Source organism: Erwinia artemisiae (assembly GCF_051400835.1).
Classification (GTDB): domain Bacteria; phylum Pseudomonadota; class Gammaproteobacteria; order Enterobacterales; family Enterobacteriaceae; genus Erwinia; species Erwinia aeris.
On sequence record NZ_JBLFFM010000003.1, the window covers coordinates 378842 to 393667 of the forward strand.

12 protein-coding genes and 1 riboswitch are annotated in these 14826 nt (G+C 59.1%); of the genes, 7 read left to right on the forward strand and 5 right to left on the reverse strand.

Features of this window, described 5'->3' with window-relative positions:
* Positions 1-58 precede the first annotated feature (58 nt).
* The 3 genes from tolC (at position 59) to ACMGEE_RS09605 (ending at position 3515) form a co-directional block, all read left to right on the forward strand.
* Positions 59-1540 (forward strand): outer membrane channel protein TolC, encoded by a 1482-nt coding sequence (gene tolC, locus ACMGEE_RS09595; RefSeq protein ID WP_253458223.1) that lies wholly within the window; start codon positions 59-61, stop codon positions 1538-1540.
* Positions 1541-1683: 143 nt separating this feature from the next.
* The gene (locus ACMGEE_RS09600; RefSeq protein ID WP_253458220.1) at positions 1684-2352 is read left to right on the forward strand and encodes a DUF1190 family protein; all 669 of its coding nucleotides are present in this window, start codon (positions 1684-1686) and stop codon (positions 2350-2352) included.
* A 2-nt stretch (positions 2353-2354) separates the two neighbouring features.
* A complete protein-coding gene (locus tag ACMGEE_RS09605; RefSeq protein WP_436829959.1) occupies positions 2355-3515 on the forward strand; it encodes a glutathionylspermidine synthase family protein in 1161 nt (386 codons plus the stop codon).
* Between the two features lie 13 nt (positions 3516-3528).
* On the opposite strand, the gene ygiD is transcribed toward ACMGEE_RS09605, so the two are convergent.
* Complete coding sequence (gene ygiD, locus ACMGEE_RS09610; RefSeq protein ID WP_253458212.1) at positions 3529-4311, reverse strand: 4,5-DOPA-extradiol-dioxygenase; 783 nt, start codon at positions 4309-4311, stop codon at positions 3529-3531.
* A gap of 191 nt (positions 4312-4502) precedes the next feature.
* On the opposite strand from ygiD, the gene zupT reads away from it, so the two are divergent.
* Complete coding sequence (zupT, locus tag ACMGEE_RS09615) at positions 4503-5267, forward strand: zinc transporter ZupT (RefSeq protein ID WP_253458209.1); 765 nt, start codon at positions 4503-4505, stop codon at positions 5265-5267.
* Positions 5268-5472: 205 nt separating this feature from the next.
* On the opposite strand, the gene ribB is transcribed toward zupT, so the two are convergent.
* Positions 5473-6129, reverse strand: coding sequence for a 3,4-dihydroxy-2-butanone-4-phosphate synthase (gene ribB / locus ACMGEE_RS09620; RefSeq protein WP_253458206.1), 657 nt, complete (start codon positions 6127-6129; stop codon positions 5473-5475).
* A gap of 107 nt (positions 6130-6236) precedes the next feature.
* Positions 6237-6389: riboswitch (FMN riboswitch) on the reverse strand.
* A gap of 147 nt (positions 6390-6536) precedes the next feature.
* On the opposite strand from ribB, the gene ubiK reads away from it, so the two are divergent.
* Positions 6537-6836, forward strand: coding sequence for a ubiquinone biosynthesis accessory factor UbiK (gene ubiK, locus ACMGEE_RS09625; protein ID WP_253458205.1), 300 nt, complete (start codon positions 6537-6539; stop codon positions 6834-6836).
* A 90-nt stretch (positions 6837-6926) separates the two neighbouring features.
* Here the strand turns inward: ubiK and hldE are convergent, their stop codons facing one another.
* The 3 genes from hldE to ACMGEE_RS09640 form a co-directional block, all read right to left on the reverse strand.
* On the reverse strand, positions 6927-8354 hold the full coding sequence (gene hldE / locus ACMGEE_RS09630) for a bifunctional D-glycero-beta-D-manno-heptose-7-phosphate kinase/D-glycero-beta-D-manno-heptose 1-phosphate adenylyltransferase HldE (RefSeq protein WP_253458203.1): 1428 nt from the start codon (positions 8352-8354) through the stop codon (positions 6927-6929).
* 84 nt (positions 8355-8438) lie between these two features.
* Positions 8439-11255: a bifunctional [glutamate--ammonia ligase]-adenylyl-L-tyrosine phosphorylase/[glutamate--ammonia-ligase] adenylyltransferase gene (gene glnE / locus ACMGEE_RS09635; protein ID WP_253458201.1), complete on the reverse strand. Its 2817-nt coding sequence runs from the start codon at positions 11253-11255 to the stop codon at positions 8439-8441.
* A 28-nt stretch (positions 11256-11283) separates the two neighbouring features.
* A complete protein-coding gene (locus ACMGEE_RS09640) occupies positions 11284-12585 on the reverse strand; it encodes a CYTH domain-containing protein (RefSeq protein WP_369896270.1) in 1302 nt (433 codons plus the stop codon).
* Between the two features lie 268 nt (positions 12586-12853).
* Between ACMGEE_RS09640 and ACMGEE_RS09645 the strand changes: the two genes are divergently transcribed.
* On the forward strand, positions 12854-13474 hold the full coding sequence (locus tag ACMGEE_RS09645) for a TIGR04211 family SH3 domain-containing protein (RefSeq protein WP_253458197.1): 621 nt from the start codon (positions 12854-12856) through the stop codon (positions 13472-13474).
* A 125-nt stretch (positions 13475-13599) separates the two neighbouring features.
* Positions 13600-14826 carry a multifunctional CCA addition/repair protein gene (locus ACMGEE_RS09650; protein ID WP_253458195.1) on the forward strand — a complete coding sequence of 409 codons (1227 nt, stop codon included), beginning with the start codon at positions 13600-13602 and terminating at the stop codon, positions 14824-14826.

Consider the following 14826-nt stretch of genomic DNA (forward strand, 5'->3'; position numbering starts at 1 on the left):
TTTTTTTGGCTTACGACAGCGCTACCATAGCAATATTGCTGCATAACAAGGAATGCAAATGAAGAAACTGCTCCCTTTACTTATCGGCCTGGGCCTGGGCGGCTTCAGCGTCGCCAGCCAGGCGGAAAACCTGTTGCAGATCTACCAGCAGGCCCGGTTGTCTAACCCCGATCTTCGCAGTTCTGCAGCCGATCGCGATGCCGCGTTTGAGAAAATCAACGAAGCGCGCAGCCCTTTACTGCCTCAGTTAGGTTTGGGTGCGGATTATACCTACAGCAACGGCTATCGCGACAGCAGCGGTCTGCACAGCACCACGACCAGCGGCACGCTGCAGCTGACGCAAACCATTTTCGATATGTCGAAATGGCGCGCGCTGACGCTGCAGGAAAAAACGGCAGGCGTACAGGATGTTACCTACCAGGTCGCACAGCAGAATCTGATCCTCAACACCGCTACCGCTTATTTTAACGTATTAAACGCCATCGACACGCTTTCTTATACCGAAGCGCAGAAACAGTCGATCTACCGTCAGCTGGATCAAACCACGCAGCGTTTTAACGTCGGCCTGGTGGCGATTACGGATGTGCAAAACGCCCGTGCGCAGTACGACAGCGTGCTGGCCAACGAAGTGACGGCCCGCAACAATCTGGATAATAATCTGGAAACGCTGCGTCAGGTCACGGGCAACTACTATCTGAGCCTGGCTTCGCTGAACGTCGACAGCTTCCAGACGGAAAAACCGCAGCCGGTCAACGCGCTGCTGAAGGAAGCCGAAAGCCGCAACCTTAGCCTGCTTTCCGCTCGTCTGAACCAGGATCTGGCGCGCGAGCAGATCCGCCTGTCGGAAACCGGCCATATGCCAACGCTGGATCTGACTGCGCAAAGCGGCCTGTCGAACAACAAATATGGCGGCAGCCGCGCCAACAGCGCAGCCTATCAGGACAGCATCAGCGGCAACAACCAGGTGGGCCTGAGCTTCACGCTGCCGTTGTATAGCGGCGGCTCGGTCACCTCACAGGTGAAACAGTCGCAGTACGCTTTTGTTTCCGCCAGCGAGCAGCTCGAAAGCGCACACCGTACCGCGGTACAGACCGTGCGTTCATCCTTTAACAACGTGAATGCGTCCATCAGCAGCATCAATGCTTACAAGCAGGCCGTGGTTTCGGCGCAAAGCTCGCTGGATGCAATGGAAGCGGGTTATCAGGTAGGTACGCGCACCATCGTTGACGTGCTGGATGCGACCACCACATTATATAACGCCAAGCAGCAGCTTTCCAACGCGCGCTACAGCTACATGATCAACGAGCTGAATATTAAATCGGCTCTGGGTACGCTGAACGAGCAGGATCTGCAGATGCTGAACAGCCGCCTGGGTAAAGAAGTCCCAACTTCACCAGAAGCGGTAGCGCCGGAAAACACCCAGCAGGATGCAGCGGCAAACGGCGCGCAAACGGCGGCCTCGCCTGCCGTGCAGCGTGCTGCGGCACCGGCGGCGGCTCAGGCTTCCGCGCCGGCCAGCGGTAATCCGTTCCGCCATTAAGCATTTTGGGGCAGCCTGGCTGCCCCTTTTACTTTCAAACGTATAGCTAAGTAAAGATCCCCTTCACATTGCCGCTCGTTGCTTCAATTTCCACCGCCGTTCCCCTATTCTAAGCATTACCTTTGGGCTCAGGACAGAATGTCATGAAACGGACAAAAAAAATTAATCATGCCTCCTTTCGCAAAAGCTGGAGCGCACGCCACCTCACTCCGGTAGCGCTGGCGGTAACCGCCGTATTTATGCTGGCCGGTTGCGAACAATCGGACGAAACCGTCTCGCTTTATCAAAATGCGGACGACTGCTCCAGCGCCAATCCTGGCAAAAGCGAACAGTGCACCACGGCCTACAACAACGCCAAAAAAGAGGCGGAAAAAACCGCGCCGAAATACGCGACTCGTGAAGACTGCGTGGCGGAGTTCGGCGAAGGCCAGTGCCAGCAGGCGCCCGCGCAGGCCGGCGTCGGCACCACCAACGCCGAATCCCAGCAGAGCGGCAGCTTCTGGATGCCGCTGATGGCCGGTTATATGATGGGTCGCCTGATGGGCGGGGGCGCAGGCTTTGCCCAGCAGCCGCTGTTTACCTCGCGCTCGCCAAACAGCCCGGCCAGAGGCCAGTTTGTTGACGCCAGCGGAAAAAGCTTTGGCACCGCGACGCCGGGCCGCACCATGACCGTGCCGAAAACCGCGCTGGCGCCGAAACCGGCCACCACCAGCACCGTGACGCGCGGCGGCTTTGGCGAAAGCGTGGCGAAGCAGTCCACTATGCAGCGCAGCAGCGCAACGTCCGGCTCCAGCCGGTCTTTCGGAGGTTAAGCGTGCAGCGTCTGGCGATTGCAGAACGTCCCAACTGGCGTGAAAAAGCCACCGAATATGGCTTTCGCTTCCACACCATGCACGGCGAGCCTTACTGGTGCGAGGACGCTTATTATCAGTTTACGCTGGCGCAAATCGAGAAGCTGGAGGCGGTAACCGGCGAGCTGCATCAGATGTGCCTGCAGGTGGTGGACAAAGTGGTCAACAGCGAGGAGCTGCTGGCGAAATTCCGCATCCCGAAACATACCTGGGATTTTGTTCGCTCCTCGTGGAAGACCAGCCAGCCTTCGCTCTACTCCCGGCTGGATCTGGCCTGGGATGGGCAGACGGATGCCAAACTGCTGGAAAACAACGCCGACACGCCGACCTCCTTGTACGAAGCCGCTTTCTTTCAGTGGATCTGGCTGGAAGATCAGCTTAGCGCTGGCAATCTGCCGGCCGGTAGCGATCAGTTCAACAGCCTGCAGGAGAAGCTGATCGACCGCTTTGCGGCGCTGCATCAGCAGCACGGCTTTAGCTGGCTGCACTTTGCCTGCTGCCGCGATACGGATGAAGATCGCGGCACCGTGCAGTATCTTCAGGATTGCGCGACGGAGGCAGGGCTACCAAGCGAGTTCCTCTATATCGACGAAATCGGCCTGGGCGAAAAAGGCCAGTTTACCGACGTGCATGACCAGGTAATCGGCAACCTTTTCAAGCTTTATCCCTGGGAGTTCATGCTGCGCGAGACGTTTTCCACCAAGCTGGCCGATGCCGGCGTGCGCTGGCTGGAGCCGGCGTGGAAAAGCATTATTTCCAATAAGGCGCTGCTGCCGATGCTGTGGAAAATGTTTCCCAATCATCCTAATCTGCTGCCCGCTTATTTTGCAGAAGATAACGTGCCGGCGATGGATAAATATGTGGTCAAACCGCTGTTTTCACGCGAGGGCGCTAACATCCGCATCGTGGAAAACGGCAAAGAGATTGCCCGCGTGGACGGCCCTTATGGCGAAGAAGGCATGATCGTGCAGCAGTTCCATCCGCTGCCGAAGTTTGGCGACAGCTATACGCTGATCGGCAGCTGGCTGATTGACGATCGGCCAGCCGGTATTGGCCTGCGCGAAGATCGCGACCTGATCACCCAGGATCTCTCCCGATTCTACCCGCATACCTTTATCGAATAGGTTCTGGCGGATCTTATCCTACCCGTACCGAAAGCATACTGATTGCTGCCATTTCCAGCCCGTCTGCGGGCACGGAAATGGTTTCGCCCGGCTCCCGCGCGCCCAGAACGTAAAGCAGCGGCAGATAATGCTCCGGCGTTGGGTTAGCAAGCGCCGCACCCTCATGCTGCATAAAATTAACCAGTGGATGATCTTCCACTGGCCCTTCCCACGCCAGATGCTCACGCACGTAGTGATTAAATGAGACAGCCCAGCCGTGCGGTTTCGCACTGTCGTCCCGGCTTGCCATCCGCAGGTTATGCACCACGTTGCCGCTGGCGACAATCATATAGCCGCGTTCGCGCAGCGCGGTCAGCCTGCGGCCCAGCGCAAAGTGGTAAGCGGCGGGTTTGGTGCCGTCCACGCTAAGCTGCACCACCGGGATATCGGCCTGCGGATACATTTTTATCAGCACGCCCCAGGCGCCGTGATCCAGCCCCCACGCCTGATCCTGCACTACTTCAACCGGCGCAAGCGCGTCCGCTATTTCTTTCGCCAGCGCAGGCGAACCGGGCGCAGGGTAACGCGTATCAAACAGCGCCTGCGGGAAACCGCCAAAATCGTGGATGGTGCGCGGCTTTTCCATCGCGGTCACCGCCGTTCCGCGCGTATACCAATGGGCGGAGACAGCAATAATTCCCTTCGGACGCGGCAAGTTCTGCCCCAGCTCGCGCCAGCTTTGCGTATAGGCATTTTCTTCCAGCACGTTCATCGGGCTGCCGTGGCCCAGAAAAAGCGCGGGCATCAGTGATTTCATAACTCTCTCCGGACATTAAAGCGATACCGAATACGTTACGCTCTTTTTAGCGCCGGGAAAGCCGGATAAGCATGATGAAGATCGTCAGGAATTTTGATGGATCGGAAATGACATTTCCTGACGTTACGCGTACTTTTTCTCTGCTAATGTATAGCAAAGGCTATACTTTTTCGGGAACAGGAGAGACGTTCATGTCCATACCTTTACTGCTGACTCTGCTGGCCGGCGGCGCCACTTTTATCGGGGCCTTCCTGGGCGTTATCGGCCAAAAGCCGTCGGCGCGAGCGCTGGCTTTTGCGCTGGGCTTTGCCGCCGGTATTATGCTGTTGATTTCGCTGATGGAGATGCTGCCCGCCGCGCTGAAGGCGGAGGGGATGTCGCCGCTGTTGGGCTATGGCATGTTTATCGTCGGCCTGCTCGGTTATTTTGCGCTGGACAAGCTGTTGCCGCACCACCATCCCCAGGATCTGATGGGCGGTAAATCGCCGCAGAATCTACGTCGTACCGCGCTGCTGCTGACGCTTGGCATCAGCCTGCACAATTTCCCGGAAGGTATCGCAACCTTTGTGACCGCCAGCAGCGATCTGGAGCTGGGGATGGGCATTGCGCTGGCGGTAGCCATTCATAATATTCCCGAAGGGCTGGCCGTCGCCGGGCCGATGTACGCCGCAACAGGATCGAAAAAGAAGGCGCTGTTCTGGGCAGGGATTTCCGGCATGGCGGAGATCGCCGGCGGCCTTATAGCTTTCATGCTGATGGGGCCATGGCTGTCACCGCTGGTAATGGGCGCGGTTATGGCCGCCGTCGCCGGGATCATGGTGGCGCTGTCCGTTGACGAACTGATGCCGCTGGCGCGCGATATCGCGCCGGATGTGAATCCCAGCTATGGCGTACTCTGCGGTATGACGGTAATGGGGCTGAGCCTGACGCTGTTGGAAAGCGCCGGCCTGAGCTAAAGATGAACGGTGAGGCAAATTTTGCCTCACGTGGAAACCAGCGCCCATTGGGCCAGTTATGCCAAAAGCAGTCGCTAGCGGGCCAGGCGGGCGCTGTCAGGCCAGTGGAACGGAGAAGCGGATGCGCAAAAAACCGCAGCGCGAAAACTCTCGCGCCGCGCGCCTGCACGACGTTAGCTATGCGTACAGAAGCGCGGCAATGCGCTTAGCTTGCCTGACGCGTTTCACGGCTGCGGCGGTAAGCGACCAGATCTTCAATGGTCACCACCGGCATCGCGTGCTGTTTCGCAAAGGCGATGGCTTCAGGCGCATGGGCCATCGTGCCGTCGTCGTTGGTCAGCTCGCACAGTACGCCTGCAGGTTTGAAACCGGCCAGCGTCACTAAATCAATAGAGGCTTCGGTATGGCCGCCGCGCGTCAGCACGCCGCCTTCACGAGCGCGGAGAGGAAACACGTGGCCCGGGCGGTGCAGATCGCTTGGTTTAGCATTATCGGCCACGGCCGCACGAATGGTGGTGATGCGATCCGCAGCGGAAACACCGGTGGTCACGCCTTTCGCCGCCTCAATGGTAACGGTAAAGCCGGTGCCAAAAGAGCTGGTGTTGTTCTCTACCATCATCGGCAGTTCCAGCTGGCGGAGACGTTCTTCGTTCAGGCACAGGCAGACAATGCCGCTGCCGTGACGAATGGTCAGCGCCATTTGTTCGACGGTCATGGTTTCTGCGGCGAAAATCATATCGCCTTCGTTTTCACGATCTTCATCATCCAGCACCATGACGCCACGGCCATTGCGCAGCGCGTCGATAGCGCGTTCCACACGCTGTTCAGGCGTGCCAAATTCAGAAAGAAGCGTCTGATTCATGGTAAATAATCCTTTGTGTAATATGGGTTACCAGAACCAGGGCGAGCTTAGGAGTGTCTTGCAGCGACAAAAAATAACGGCGTGGCGGGCGTAGACCCGACAGGATACGTTACTCTCTCCCATCCGGACTTTAACCGTCGGCCCCGGAATTACACCGGATCTGCTGACCTTCAGACCAGGAAGATCTGAAGCGCTCGCGGGCTTTCAGCCGTAGCCGATTTACCGCCGGTGGGGAATTTCGCCCCGCCCTGAGAATAAGCCTGATTACTATAGCGCCGAAAAAAAAGCAGGGCAACGAACAAAATAAGCAAATCGTTAGCCATTTTGCCGCTTTCACGTTTTTGGGTTTAACCTTTGTGGTTATGGCATTACACTTAACGAAACTTTGCCGCTATCAGGAAGCCGCCATGATTGACCCGAAAAAAATTGAACAACTTGCTCGTCAGGTTCATGACTCTATGCCAAAAGGGATCCGTGAGTTTGGCGATGATGTCGAAAAGAAAATCCGCCAGACCCTGCAGTCACAGCTGACCCGGCTGGACCTGGTTAACCGCGAAGAATTTGACGTGCAGACGCAGGTGCTGCTGCGTACCCGTGAAAAGCTGGCCGCGCTGGAAGCCCGTATCGCCGAGCTGGAAAGCCGTGGCGTGGATGCGCCGAAAGCGGATATGCCGAAAGAAGTGCTGAAAACGGAAGATATGCAGTAACGCCGAAGGCGAAACCGTTTAAAAAAAGGCGCCGTGTTCAACCGGCGCCTTTTGTCGTTTAAGGGCGGGCCTTTTTTGCCCGCGTCCTCATCAGCTTTTCGCCTGAATGGCCTTGATGATATTGCTGGTGGAGATCCCATCTTCAAAGTTCAGCACGCGCACTTCGCCGCCGTTTGCCCACACCTCTTTGCTGCCCGCGATCTCTTCCGGCTTGTAATCGCCGCCTTTTACCAGCAGATCAGGCAGGATATCGGCAATAACCCGCTGCGGCGTATCTTCTTCAAAGGCCACCACCCAGTCGACCGCTTCCAGCGCGCCCAGCACGATCATCCGGTTTTCCAGCGGATTGACCGGACGACTCTCGCCTTTCAGCCGTTTGGTGGATGCATCGCTGTTGACCGCGACAATCAGGCGATCGCCAAGCTTGCGCGCGTTGGCCAGATAGGAGACGTGGCCGGCATGAAGAATATCGAAGCAGCCGTTGGTCATCACCACTTTCTCGCCGCGACGACGCGCCAGCGCCACCGCCTCTTTCAGCTGCGCCTCGCTCATCACGCCGAAACCGGCCTCGGGCCGTGCGCGAATGGCGTTTTCCAGCTCGACTGGCGAAACCGTTGACGTTCCCAGCTTGCCCACCACCACGCCTGCGGCGGCGTTAGCCAGGAAGCAGCTCTCTTCCAGCGTATTGCCTGCGGCCAGCGCGGCGGCCAGTACGCCGATCACCGTATCGCCCGCGCCGGTCACGTCATAGACTTCCTGCGCCTGGGTTGGCAGATGCACCGGCTCTTTGCCCGGCTGCAACAGCGTCATGCCGTTTTCAGAACGCGTCACCAGCAGCGCCGACAGCTCGAACTGCTGCATCAGCGCCATGCCGCGCTCGACAATCTCCGCTTCGTCTTTGCACTTGCCGACGACGGCTTCAAATTCGGAAAGGTTTGGCGTCAGGATGGTCGCACCGCGATAGCGCTCGAAATCGGTCCCTTTCGGATCGACCAGCACCGGTACCTTCGCCTCGCGGGCGATGGCAATAATGCTTTCCACGCTGTCCAGCGCGCCTTTGGCGTAATCGGAAAGCACCAGCGCGCCTGCGGACGGCAGCGCCTCGCGGATCCGCTGATGCAGCGGCTCAACGTCGATCCCCCCAAAACCTTCTTCAAAATCCAGACGGATCAGCTGCTGGTTGCGCGACAGCACGCGCAGCTTGGTGATGGTAGGATGCGTGGCGACGGTAACAAAATCACACTGCACGTTAACGCCGGTGAGCGCGTCGTTCAGCGCGCGCGCCGCATCATCCACGCCAGTCAGGCCGACCAGACGGGAACTGGCGCCGAGCGAAGCGATATTCATCGCCACGTTGGCCGCCCCGCCGGGACGCTCCTCCACGTTGTCCACCTTAACCACCGGCACCGGCGCTTCAGGGGAAATACGGCTGGTTGGGCCATACCAGTAGCGATCCAGCATCACGTCGCCAACAACCAGAACACCCGCACGGTTAAAATCGGGCAGCGTCATTTTCATTCCAGATACTCCAGGCTGCAGTCAGTCAAAAAATAGTGCGCGCGATGATAGCACATGCCGTCAATTGCGCCCATTGCGCCACGATCACGCCTCCAGCCAGCGCTGCCAGCTGGCGTTGACCACGGATTGCTCCGCGCTGAACGCCTCCGGCGCAAGCTGGCCCGGTAAAGCCTGGAGCGCCAGCCTGTGCAGCTCGTTACGCAGCGTAACGTAAGCGTGGGTCAGCGAATGCGCCTCTTCCTCGCTCATTCTGTCGTGGCGCGCCAACAGCGCCAGGATGCGTACGTTATCCGACCAGCTCGTCAGCTCTGGCTCCGTCGCGGCATAGCGTAAGACCAGATATTGCGTAATGAATTCAATATCGGTAATGCCGCCGCGATCCGCTTTGATATCCCAACGCCCTTTTTGTCGGTTGCCCAGATGCGCGCGCATCTTCTCGCGCATTTCCCGGACTTCCGTTTTCAGCTTTTCCGGCTCGCGCGGTAAACACAGAATGCCCCGGCGGATCCCGGTAAAGCGCTGGCTTAACGCCGCGTCGCCAAAAACGATGCGCGCCCGTACCAGCGCCTGATGTTCCCAGGTCCAGGCTTCATGACGCTGATAATCATCAAAAGCCGCGAAGGTGCTGACCAGCATGCCCGCCGCGCCGGAAGGACGCAGCCTGGCGTCCACCTCGTATAAAATGCCGGACGACGTGCGGGTGCTGAACAGGTGCATGATGCGCTGCGCAAGCCGCAGATAAAACTGGCGGCCATCAATGCTGCGCTCGCCGTCCGTCACCGCTTCTGCCGGACAGTCGTGCAGGAACACCAGGTCAAGATCCGAACTGTAGCCCAGCTCCCAGCCGCCCAGCTTGCCGTAGCCGATGACCGCGAAGCCGCGCGCCTGCGGCTCGTTAAGGTGCGAAGGCCGCCCGTAGCGCTGCACCATCATCTGCCAGGCCTGCTGCACCACCTGCTCCACAATGGCCTCCGCCAGCCAGGTAAGATGATCGCTGACCTTCATAACCGGCAGCGTGCCCGCAATATCGGCCGCGGCAATGCGCAAATGCTGCGCCTGCTTGAACTGACGCAGCGCTTCCAGCTGCTGCTCTTCGTCCTCTTCCGGGATGCGCAACAGATACTGCCGCAGCTCGTCGCGATAGGCATCCGTGGCCGTGGGCTGGTAAAGCGTGGCGGGATCCAGCAGCTCGTCCAGCAGCAGCGGATAACGCGCCAGCTGATCGGCCACCATCGGCGAGGCCGCACAGAGCCGGATCAGATGCTTAAGCGCGCCCGGATATTCCGTCAGCAGCTCCAGGTAGGTAGTGCGCGTCACTATGCCCAGCAGCAGCGGCGTCAGACGACCGAGCGTGACGTCGGCATCTTCACGCGGGCAAACCTCGGCCAGCAGGCCCGGCATCAGCAGATCCAGCGCCTGGCGACCACGCGGGCCAATGGTGCGTTTATCCACGTCCTGGCGAAAATCGCCGATCGCGCGCAGCAGCCGCTGCTGCGCTTCGGCGGTAAGATGAGGCACCAGCGCCGCCAGCTCCGGTTCCTCCAGGCGATCCTGCCACAGGATGCCATAGTCGTCCGTGTCTTTGCTGTCGCCCGCCTCCGGCGCGTCATCGCCGATTAGCTCGTCGAAAATAGCGCGTACGGCGGCCATATGCTGTTCCAGCTGGCCGTACATCTCCGCCCAGCCCGTGGTGCCCATCGCCCACGCCAGCCGTGCACGATTAAGATCGTCCGAGGGCAGCGTTTGCGTCTGTTCGTCATTGATGCTTTGCAGCAGATTCTCCAGGCGGCGTAAAAACAGGTACGCTTCCTGTAGCCGTAGCGCCTGCTCTGCGGGCAGCAGATGCAGATCGCTGATGGCCTGAAGCGTGGGTAAAAAGGCCCGCAGCTGTAGCGAGCGCTCACGTCCGCCACGGATCAGCTGAAAAACCTGCACGATAAATTCCGTTTCGCGGATGCCGCCCGCGCCCAGCTTGATATTGTCTTTCAGCCCGCGCCGACGCACTTCTCTGGCAATCATGCTTTTCATATTGCGCAGCGACTGGATCACGCTGAAATCGATATAGCGGCGATAGACAAAGGGCCGCAGCATCTGCTCCAGCTCCTGGCTCCAGCGATCGTCCGCGCCGCCCATCAGCCGCGCTTTCACCATCGCGTAGCGCTCCCAGTCGCGTCCCTGCTCCTGATAGTAATCCTCCAGCGCGGCAAAGCTCAGCACCAGCGGGCCGCTGTCGCCAAAAGGACGCAGGCGCATATCTACCCGATAAACGAAGCCGTCGATGGTCGGCTGATCGAGCACTTTGATCAGCCGCTGGCCCAGACGAGTAAAAAACTGCGCGTTATCCAGCTCGCGGCGCCCGCCCTGGGTGACGCCGTTTTCCGGCCAGGTAAAGATTAAATCGATATCCGAAGAGAAGTTCAGCTCGCCACCGCCGAGCTTGCCCATCCCCAGGATCAGCAGCGGCTGCGGTTCGCCCTGCGCGTTAACCGGCGTGCCCAGCTCGCGGCAGCAGGCCTGCCACAGCCAGTCGCGCGCCGCCACGATCAGCGTTTCCGCCAGCACGCTCAGCTGCCGTAACGTTGCCTGCGTGCTGCTGAGCGACAGCGCCTGCATCCAGGCGATACGCGTCAGCATATGGCGACGAAACAGGCGTAGCTCGCGCATAAGCGCGGCTTCGTCCGCGACCTGCGCCATTTCTTCCGCCAGCCAGTCGGCATAATGTCGCCACTCTTCCGGCTCCGGCGCCCTTTGCTGCAGTTCCTGCTGCCATTCAGGATAGCGCGTCAGGTTTTCGCTGATGAAATCGCTGAAGGCCATAGCGGCACGCAGCGCGGGATCGTCAGCGGTAACCGGTAGCGCGGCAAGCAGCGGCGGCAGAGGCGGTAAAGTTAAAGGCGACATAGGTAACTCCCTGTGAGGGCGGTCGAAATCAGGCGCCGCCGTTTTTCCAGAAAACCGACTGCTTCAGCGCCTGATGGCGATACGACTCCAGCCAGGCTTCCTGATGCGTTTTAATCGCGTGGGCCAGCTGTTCCCATGCGCCCAGCCAGGCCGCCACGGCGGTTTCGTCATAGGCGCCGGCCAGCAGACGCGCGGCGAGCAGTTGACGCTGCAAACGGGTCAGCTTGTCCTGATATTCATTGGTCTGACGCACGTGGGCAAACGTCTCTTTCAGATCGGCCGAGACGCGGCCCAGCATGATGTCGCAGAAGCGCTTGAAGGAGCCTTGCAGCTTGCTGTCGGTTTTGCTGTCGATAAACGGACGCCAGCCTTCGCTGGCTATCCAGTTAGTAAGCGCCAACTGGGTTTGTAGCCAGAGCGGCGTAAAGCAGAGCGACGGCTGCGGCTTTTGCTCCGCCAGCGCCTCTTCCAGCTCGTTCAGCTTTTGGCGCAGTTCGCTGCTGGCCTTACGCGGCACCAGCGTGCCGAACAGAGCAAAAGCCTGACGCAGCGTTTCCAGCGCTTCGTTGATGCCACGCAGCGCAGACGGGGTGCCGCGCAGCCACAGCTCTTCATGATACTGCCACTGACTTAGCGCCAGCGTAAAAGCGCCCAGCATCCCCTCTTCAACCGTGGCTTTCGGCTTCACTTTCAGGATCGGCAACGGGCGCAGCTCGCGCTGGCTCTGACGCTGCGCCAGGCCGTAACCGCGCGCGGCTTTGCTCAGGCTGCCCAAACGCAGTCCGCCCATGTCCGCCAGTTCAGCCGCAAAAGCCATCAGGTCGGCACGCTCGCCGGTTTTCAGCTCCAGCTCGATTTCGTTCAGCGGCTCGCTTAGCTCGCCCGCCTGCACTTCGCCGTGGTCAAAAGCCACTTCAATCTCGCTGTTCAGGTAAGTAACCACCCACTTTTCCCGCACGAAGTGGGTGCTGAACAGCGGCTGCAGCTGCGCCTGTAACGCCGCTACATCACAGTCCTGCGGCCAGATTTCCGCCGGCAGCTGCGCGATGGCCAGCTCGGGCTTTTCCAACGCTACATTGTATTCCGGGCGCTGATGCAGACCGCCGACGGTTTTCCCCGCCGTTTTCAGCGTCATTTCATAGCTGTCGCCGAAGCCGCGAATACGCAGCCCCATATCCCAGCGGCGCAGCTGGCGATCCGGCGTTTCAAAATAGATGTTGGTCAGTTTCTGCGGCGCGCTGTGCACGTTTGGCCAGGCAGCGAGACGAGCCGGCAGCTTTTCGGCGCCTTCAGGCGTGGTAATGAACTTTAATTCAATTTCTATGGTCATATTTTCTTAATCAGATTAGCGGCACGGTCAACAAAGGCCAGATTATACCTTGCGGCCTCGGCTTTTATGCAGTGCGAAGTCGAAAACCGCGGGTAACGGGCAAGCCAGAGATGACGAAAAGAGTAATGCACAAGCGCCCTGGTTGTCCCGCTTTTCCTGGCGCTTTGCGCGTCAGGTCGAGTCCAGGATAGTTCTCATTCAGCTTTATGCGAGCCATCTCCAGACTGTGCCATTACTTTTTTTTCCGCACTCACAAAAAAGATACCGAATGAAAAAAACGCATTTACTTGGCCTCACTTTACTGACTTTCAGCGTTGCCGCCTCGCTTCATGCCGAAGAGAAGCGCTATATTTCAGACGAACTTTCCACCTGGGTACGCAGCGGCCCCAGCGACAGCTACCGCCTGACGGGCACGCTGAACGCGGGGGAAGAAGTAGCGCTGGTACAGACCAACAATGATACGCATTATGCCCAGATCCGGGATGCTAACGGCCGGACGTCATGGATCCCGCTGGCGCAGCTGAGTCAGCAGCCAAGCCTACGCACTCGCGTTCCACAGCTGGAACAGCAGGTAAAGGATTTGACCGATAAGCTGGCCAATATCGACGGCAGCTGGAATCAGCGCACGGCGGAAATGCAGAAGAAAGTCGCGGGCAGTGATGACGTGATCAACGGCCTGAAAGCGGAAAATCAGAAACTGAAAAACGAGCTAATCGTGGCGCAGAAAAAAGTCAGCGCCGCTAACGTGCAGCTTGATGACAAGCAGCGCACCATCATTATGCAGTGGTTTATGTATGGCGGCGGCGTAGCCGGTGTCGGTCTCCTGCTGGGCCTGCTTTTGCCGCATATGATCCCCAGCCGCAAGAAAAAAGATCGCTGGATGAGCTGACGCTTTTTCGGGCATCTTTCGGTGCCCTTCTCCTCTTTTTGTCCACCGGCCAGGCGCTTCACAACGGTAGGAGAGCTTCTACACTTCACGTATGATGCCAGAAAAATTTAGTTCGGGAGCCTGTAGTGAAGAGTTATCTTGTCGGTGGCGCGGTACGCGATGCCCTGTTAAATTTGCCGGTCAAAGACAAAGATTGGGTGGTGGTAGGCGCTTCGCCTGCCGAGATGCTGGCGCTCGGCTTTCAGCAGGTCGGCCGTGATTTTCCCGTGTTCCTGCATCCTGACACGCAGCAGGAATACGCGCTGGCGCGCACCGAGCGCAAAAACGGCAGCGGCTATACCGGTTTTGTCTGCTATGCCGCGCCAGACGTGACGCTGGAGCAGGATTTGCAGCGCCGCGATCTGACTATTAACGCCATCGCTCAGGATGACGAGGGCCGCTATTACGATCCCTACAATGGCCGTGCCGATATCGAACAGCGTCAGCTACGCCATGTTTCCGCCGCCTTTAACGAAGATCCGCTGCGCGTGCTGCGCGTGGCGCGCTTTGCCGCGCGTTTTGCTCACCTTGGTTTCGTGATTGCCGGGGAAACGCTGGCGTTGATGCGCTCGATGGCGGAAAGCGGCGAACTGAGCGCGCTGACGCCCGAGCGCGTCTGGAAAGAGACCGAAAAGGCGCTGGAAACCCGCACGCCTCAGGTCTATTTTCAGGTGCTGCGCGACTGCGGCGCCCTCGCCGTGCTTTTTCCCGAGCTGGACAATCTTTACGGCGTGCCGGCACCGGCCAAATGGCATCCGGAAATCGATACCGGCGTGCATACGCTGATGACGCTGGCGATTGCCGCTGAGCTGAGCGATGAAGTAGACGTGCGTTTCGCCACGCTGTTTCATGACGTCGGCAAAGCGCTGACGCCGCCGGAAAAATGGCCGAGCCATCATGGTCACGGCCCGGCGGGCGTGCCGCTGGTGGAGCAGCTTTGCCAGCGCCTGCGCGTGCCGAACGCCATTCGCGATCTGGCGCTGCTGGTGACGGAATTTCACGATTTAGTGCATACCGTCGAGCGGCAAAGTCCGGAAACGCTGGTCGCCCTCTTCGATCGCATTGACGCCTGGCGCAAGCCCCATCGCGTGGAGCAAATTGCGCTGACCAGCGAAGCGGACGCGCGCGGCCGCACCGGATTTGAGAACAATGCTTACCCGCAGGGCGACTATCTGCGCAAGGCGTTTGAGATTGTGCAGAACGTGTCGACCAAAGACGTGGTCGCGGCGGGTTACAAAGGCGTGGAGGTCAGGGAAGAGCTAACGCGAAGGCGTATTGCCGCACTGGCAGCCTGGCGGGCAGAGCCGCTTTAA

Bases quoted from the DNA above. Each gene is read 5' to 3' on its own strand.
- ACMGEE_RS09645 (WP_253458197.1), top strand. From the start codon at position 12,854: ATGAAAAAAACGCATTTACTTGGCCTCACTTTACTGACTTTCAGCGTT.
- glnE (WP_253458201.1), bottom strand. From the start codon at position 11,255: ATGTCGCCTTTAACTTTACCGCCTCTGCCGCCGCTGCTTGCCGCGCTA.
- ribB (WP_253458206.1), bottom strand. From the start codon at position 6,129: ATGAATCAGACGCTTCTTTCTGAATTTGGCACGCCTGAACAGCGTGTG.
- hldE (WP_253458203.1), bottom strand. From the start codon at position 8,354: ATGAAAATGACGCTGCCCGATTTTAACCGTGCGGGTGTTCTGGTTGTT.
- ygiD (WP_253458212.1), bottom strand. From the start codon at position 4,311: ATGAAATCACTGATGCCCGCGCTTTTTCTGGGCCACGGCAGCCCGATG.
- tolC (WP_253458223.1), top strand. From the start codon at position 59: ATGAAGAAACTGCTCCCTTTACTTATCGGCCTGGGCCTGGGCGGCTTC.
- zupT (WP_253458209.1), top strand. From the start codon at position 4,503: ATGTCCATACCTTTACTGCTGACTCTGCTGGCCGGCGGCGCCACTTTT.
- ACMGEE_RS09640 (WP_369896270.1), bottom strand. From the start codon at position 12,585: ATGACCATAGAAATTGAATTAAAGTTCATTACCACGCCTGAAGGCGCC.
- ACMGEE_RS09600 (WP_253458220.1), top strand. From the start codon at position 1,684: ATGAAACGGACAAAAAAAATTAATCATGCCTCCTTTCGCAAAAGCTGG.
- ubiK (WP_253458205.1), top strand. From the start codon at position 6,537: ATGATTGACCCGAAAAAAATTGAACAACTTGCTCGTCAGGTTCATGAC.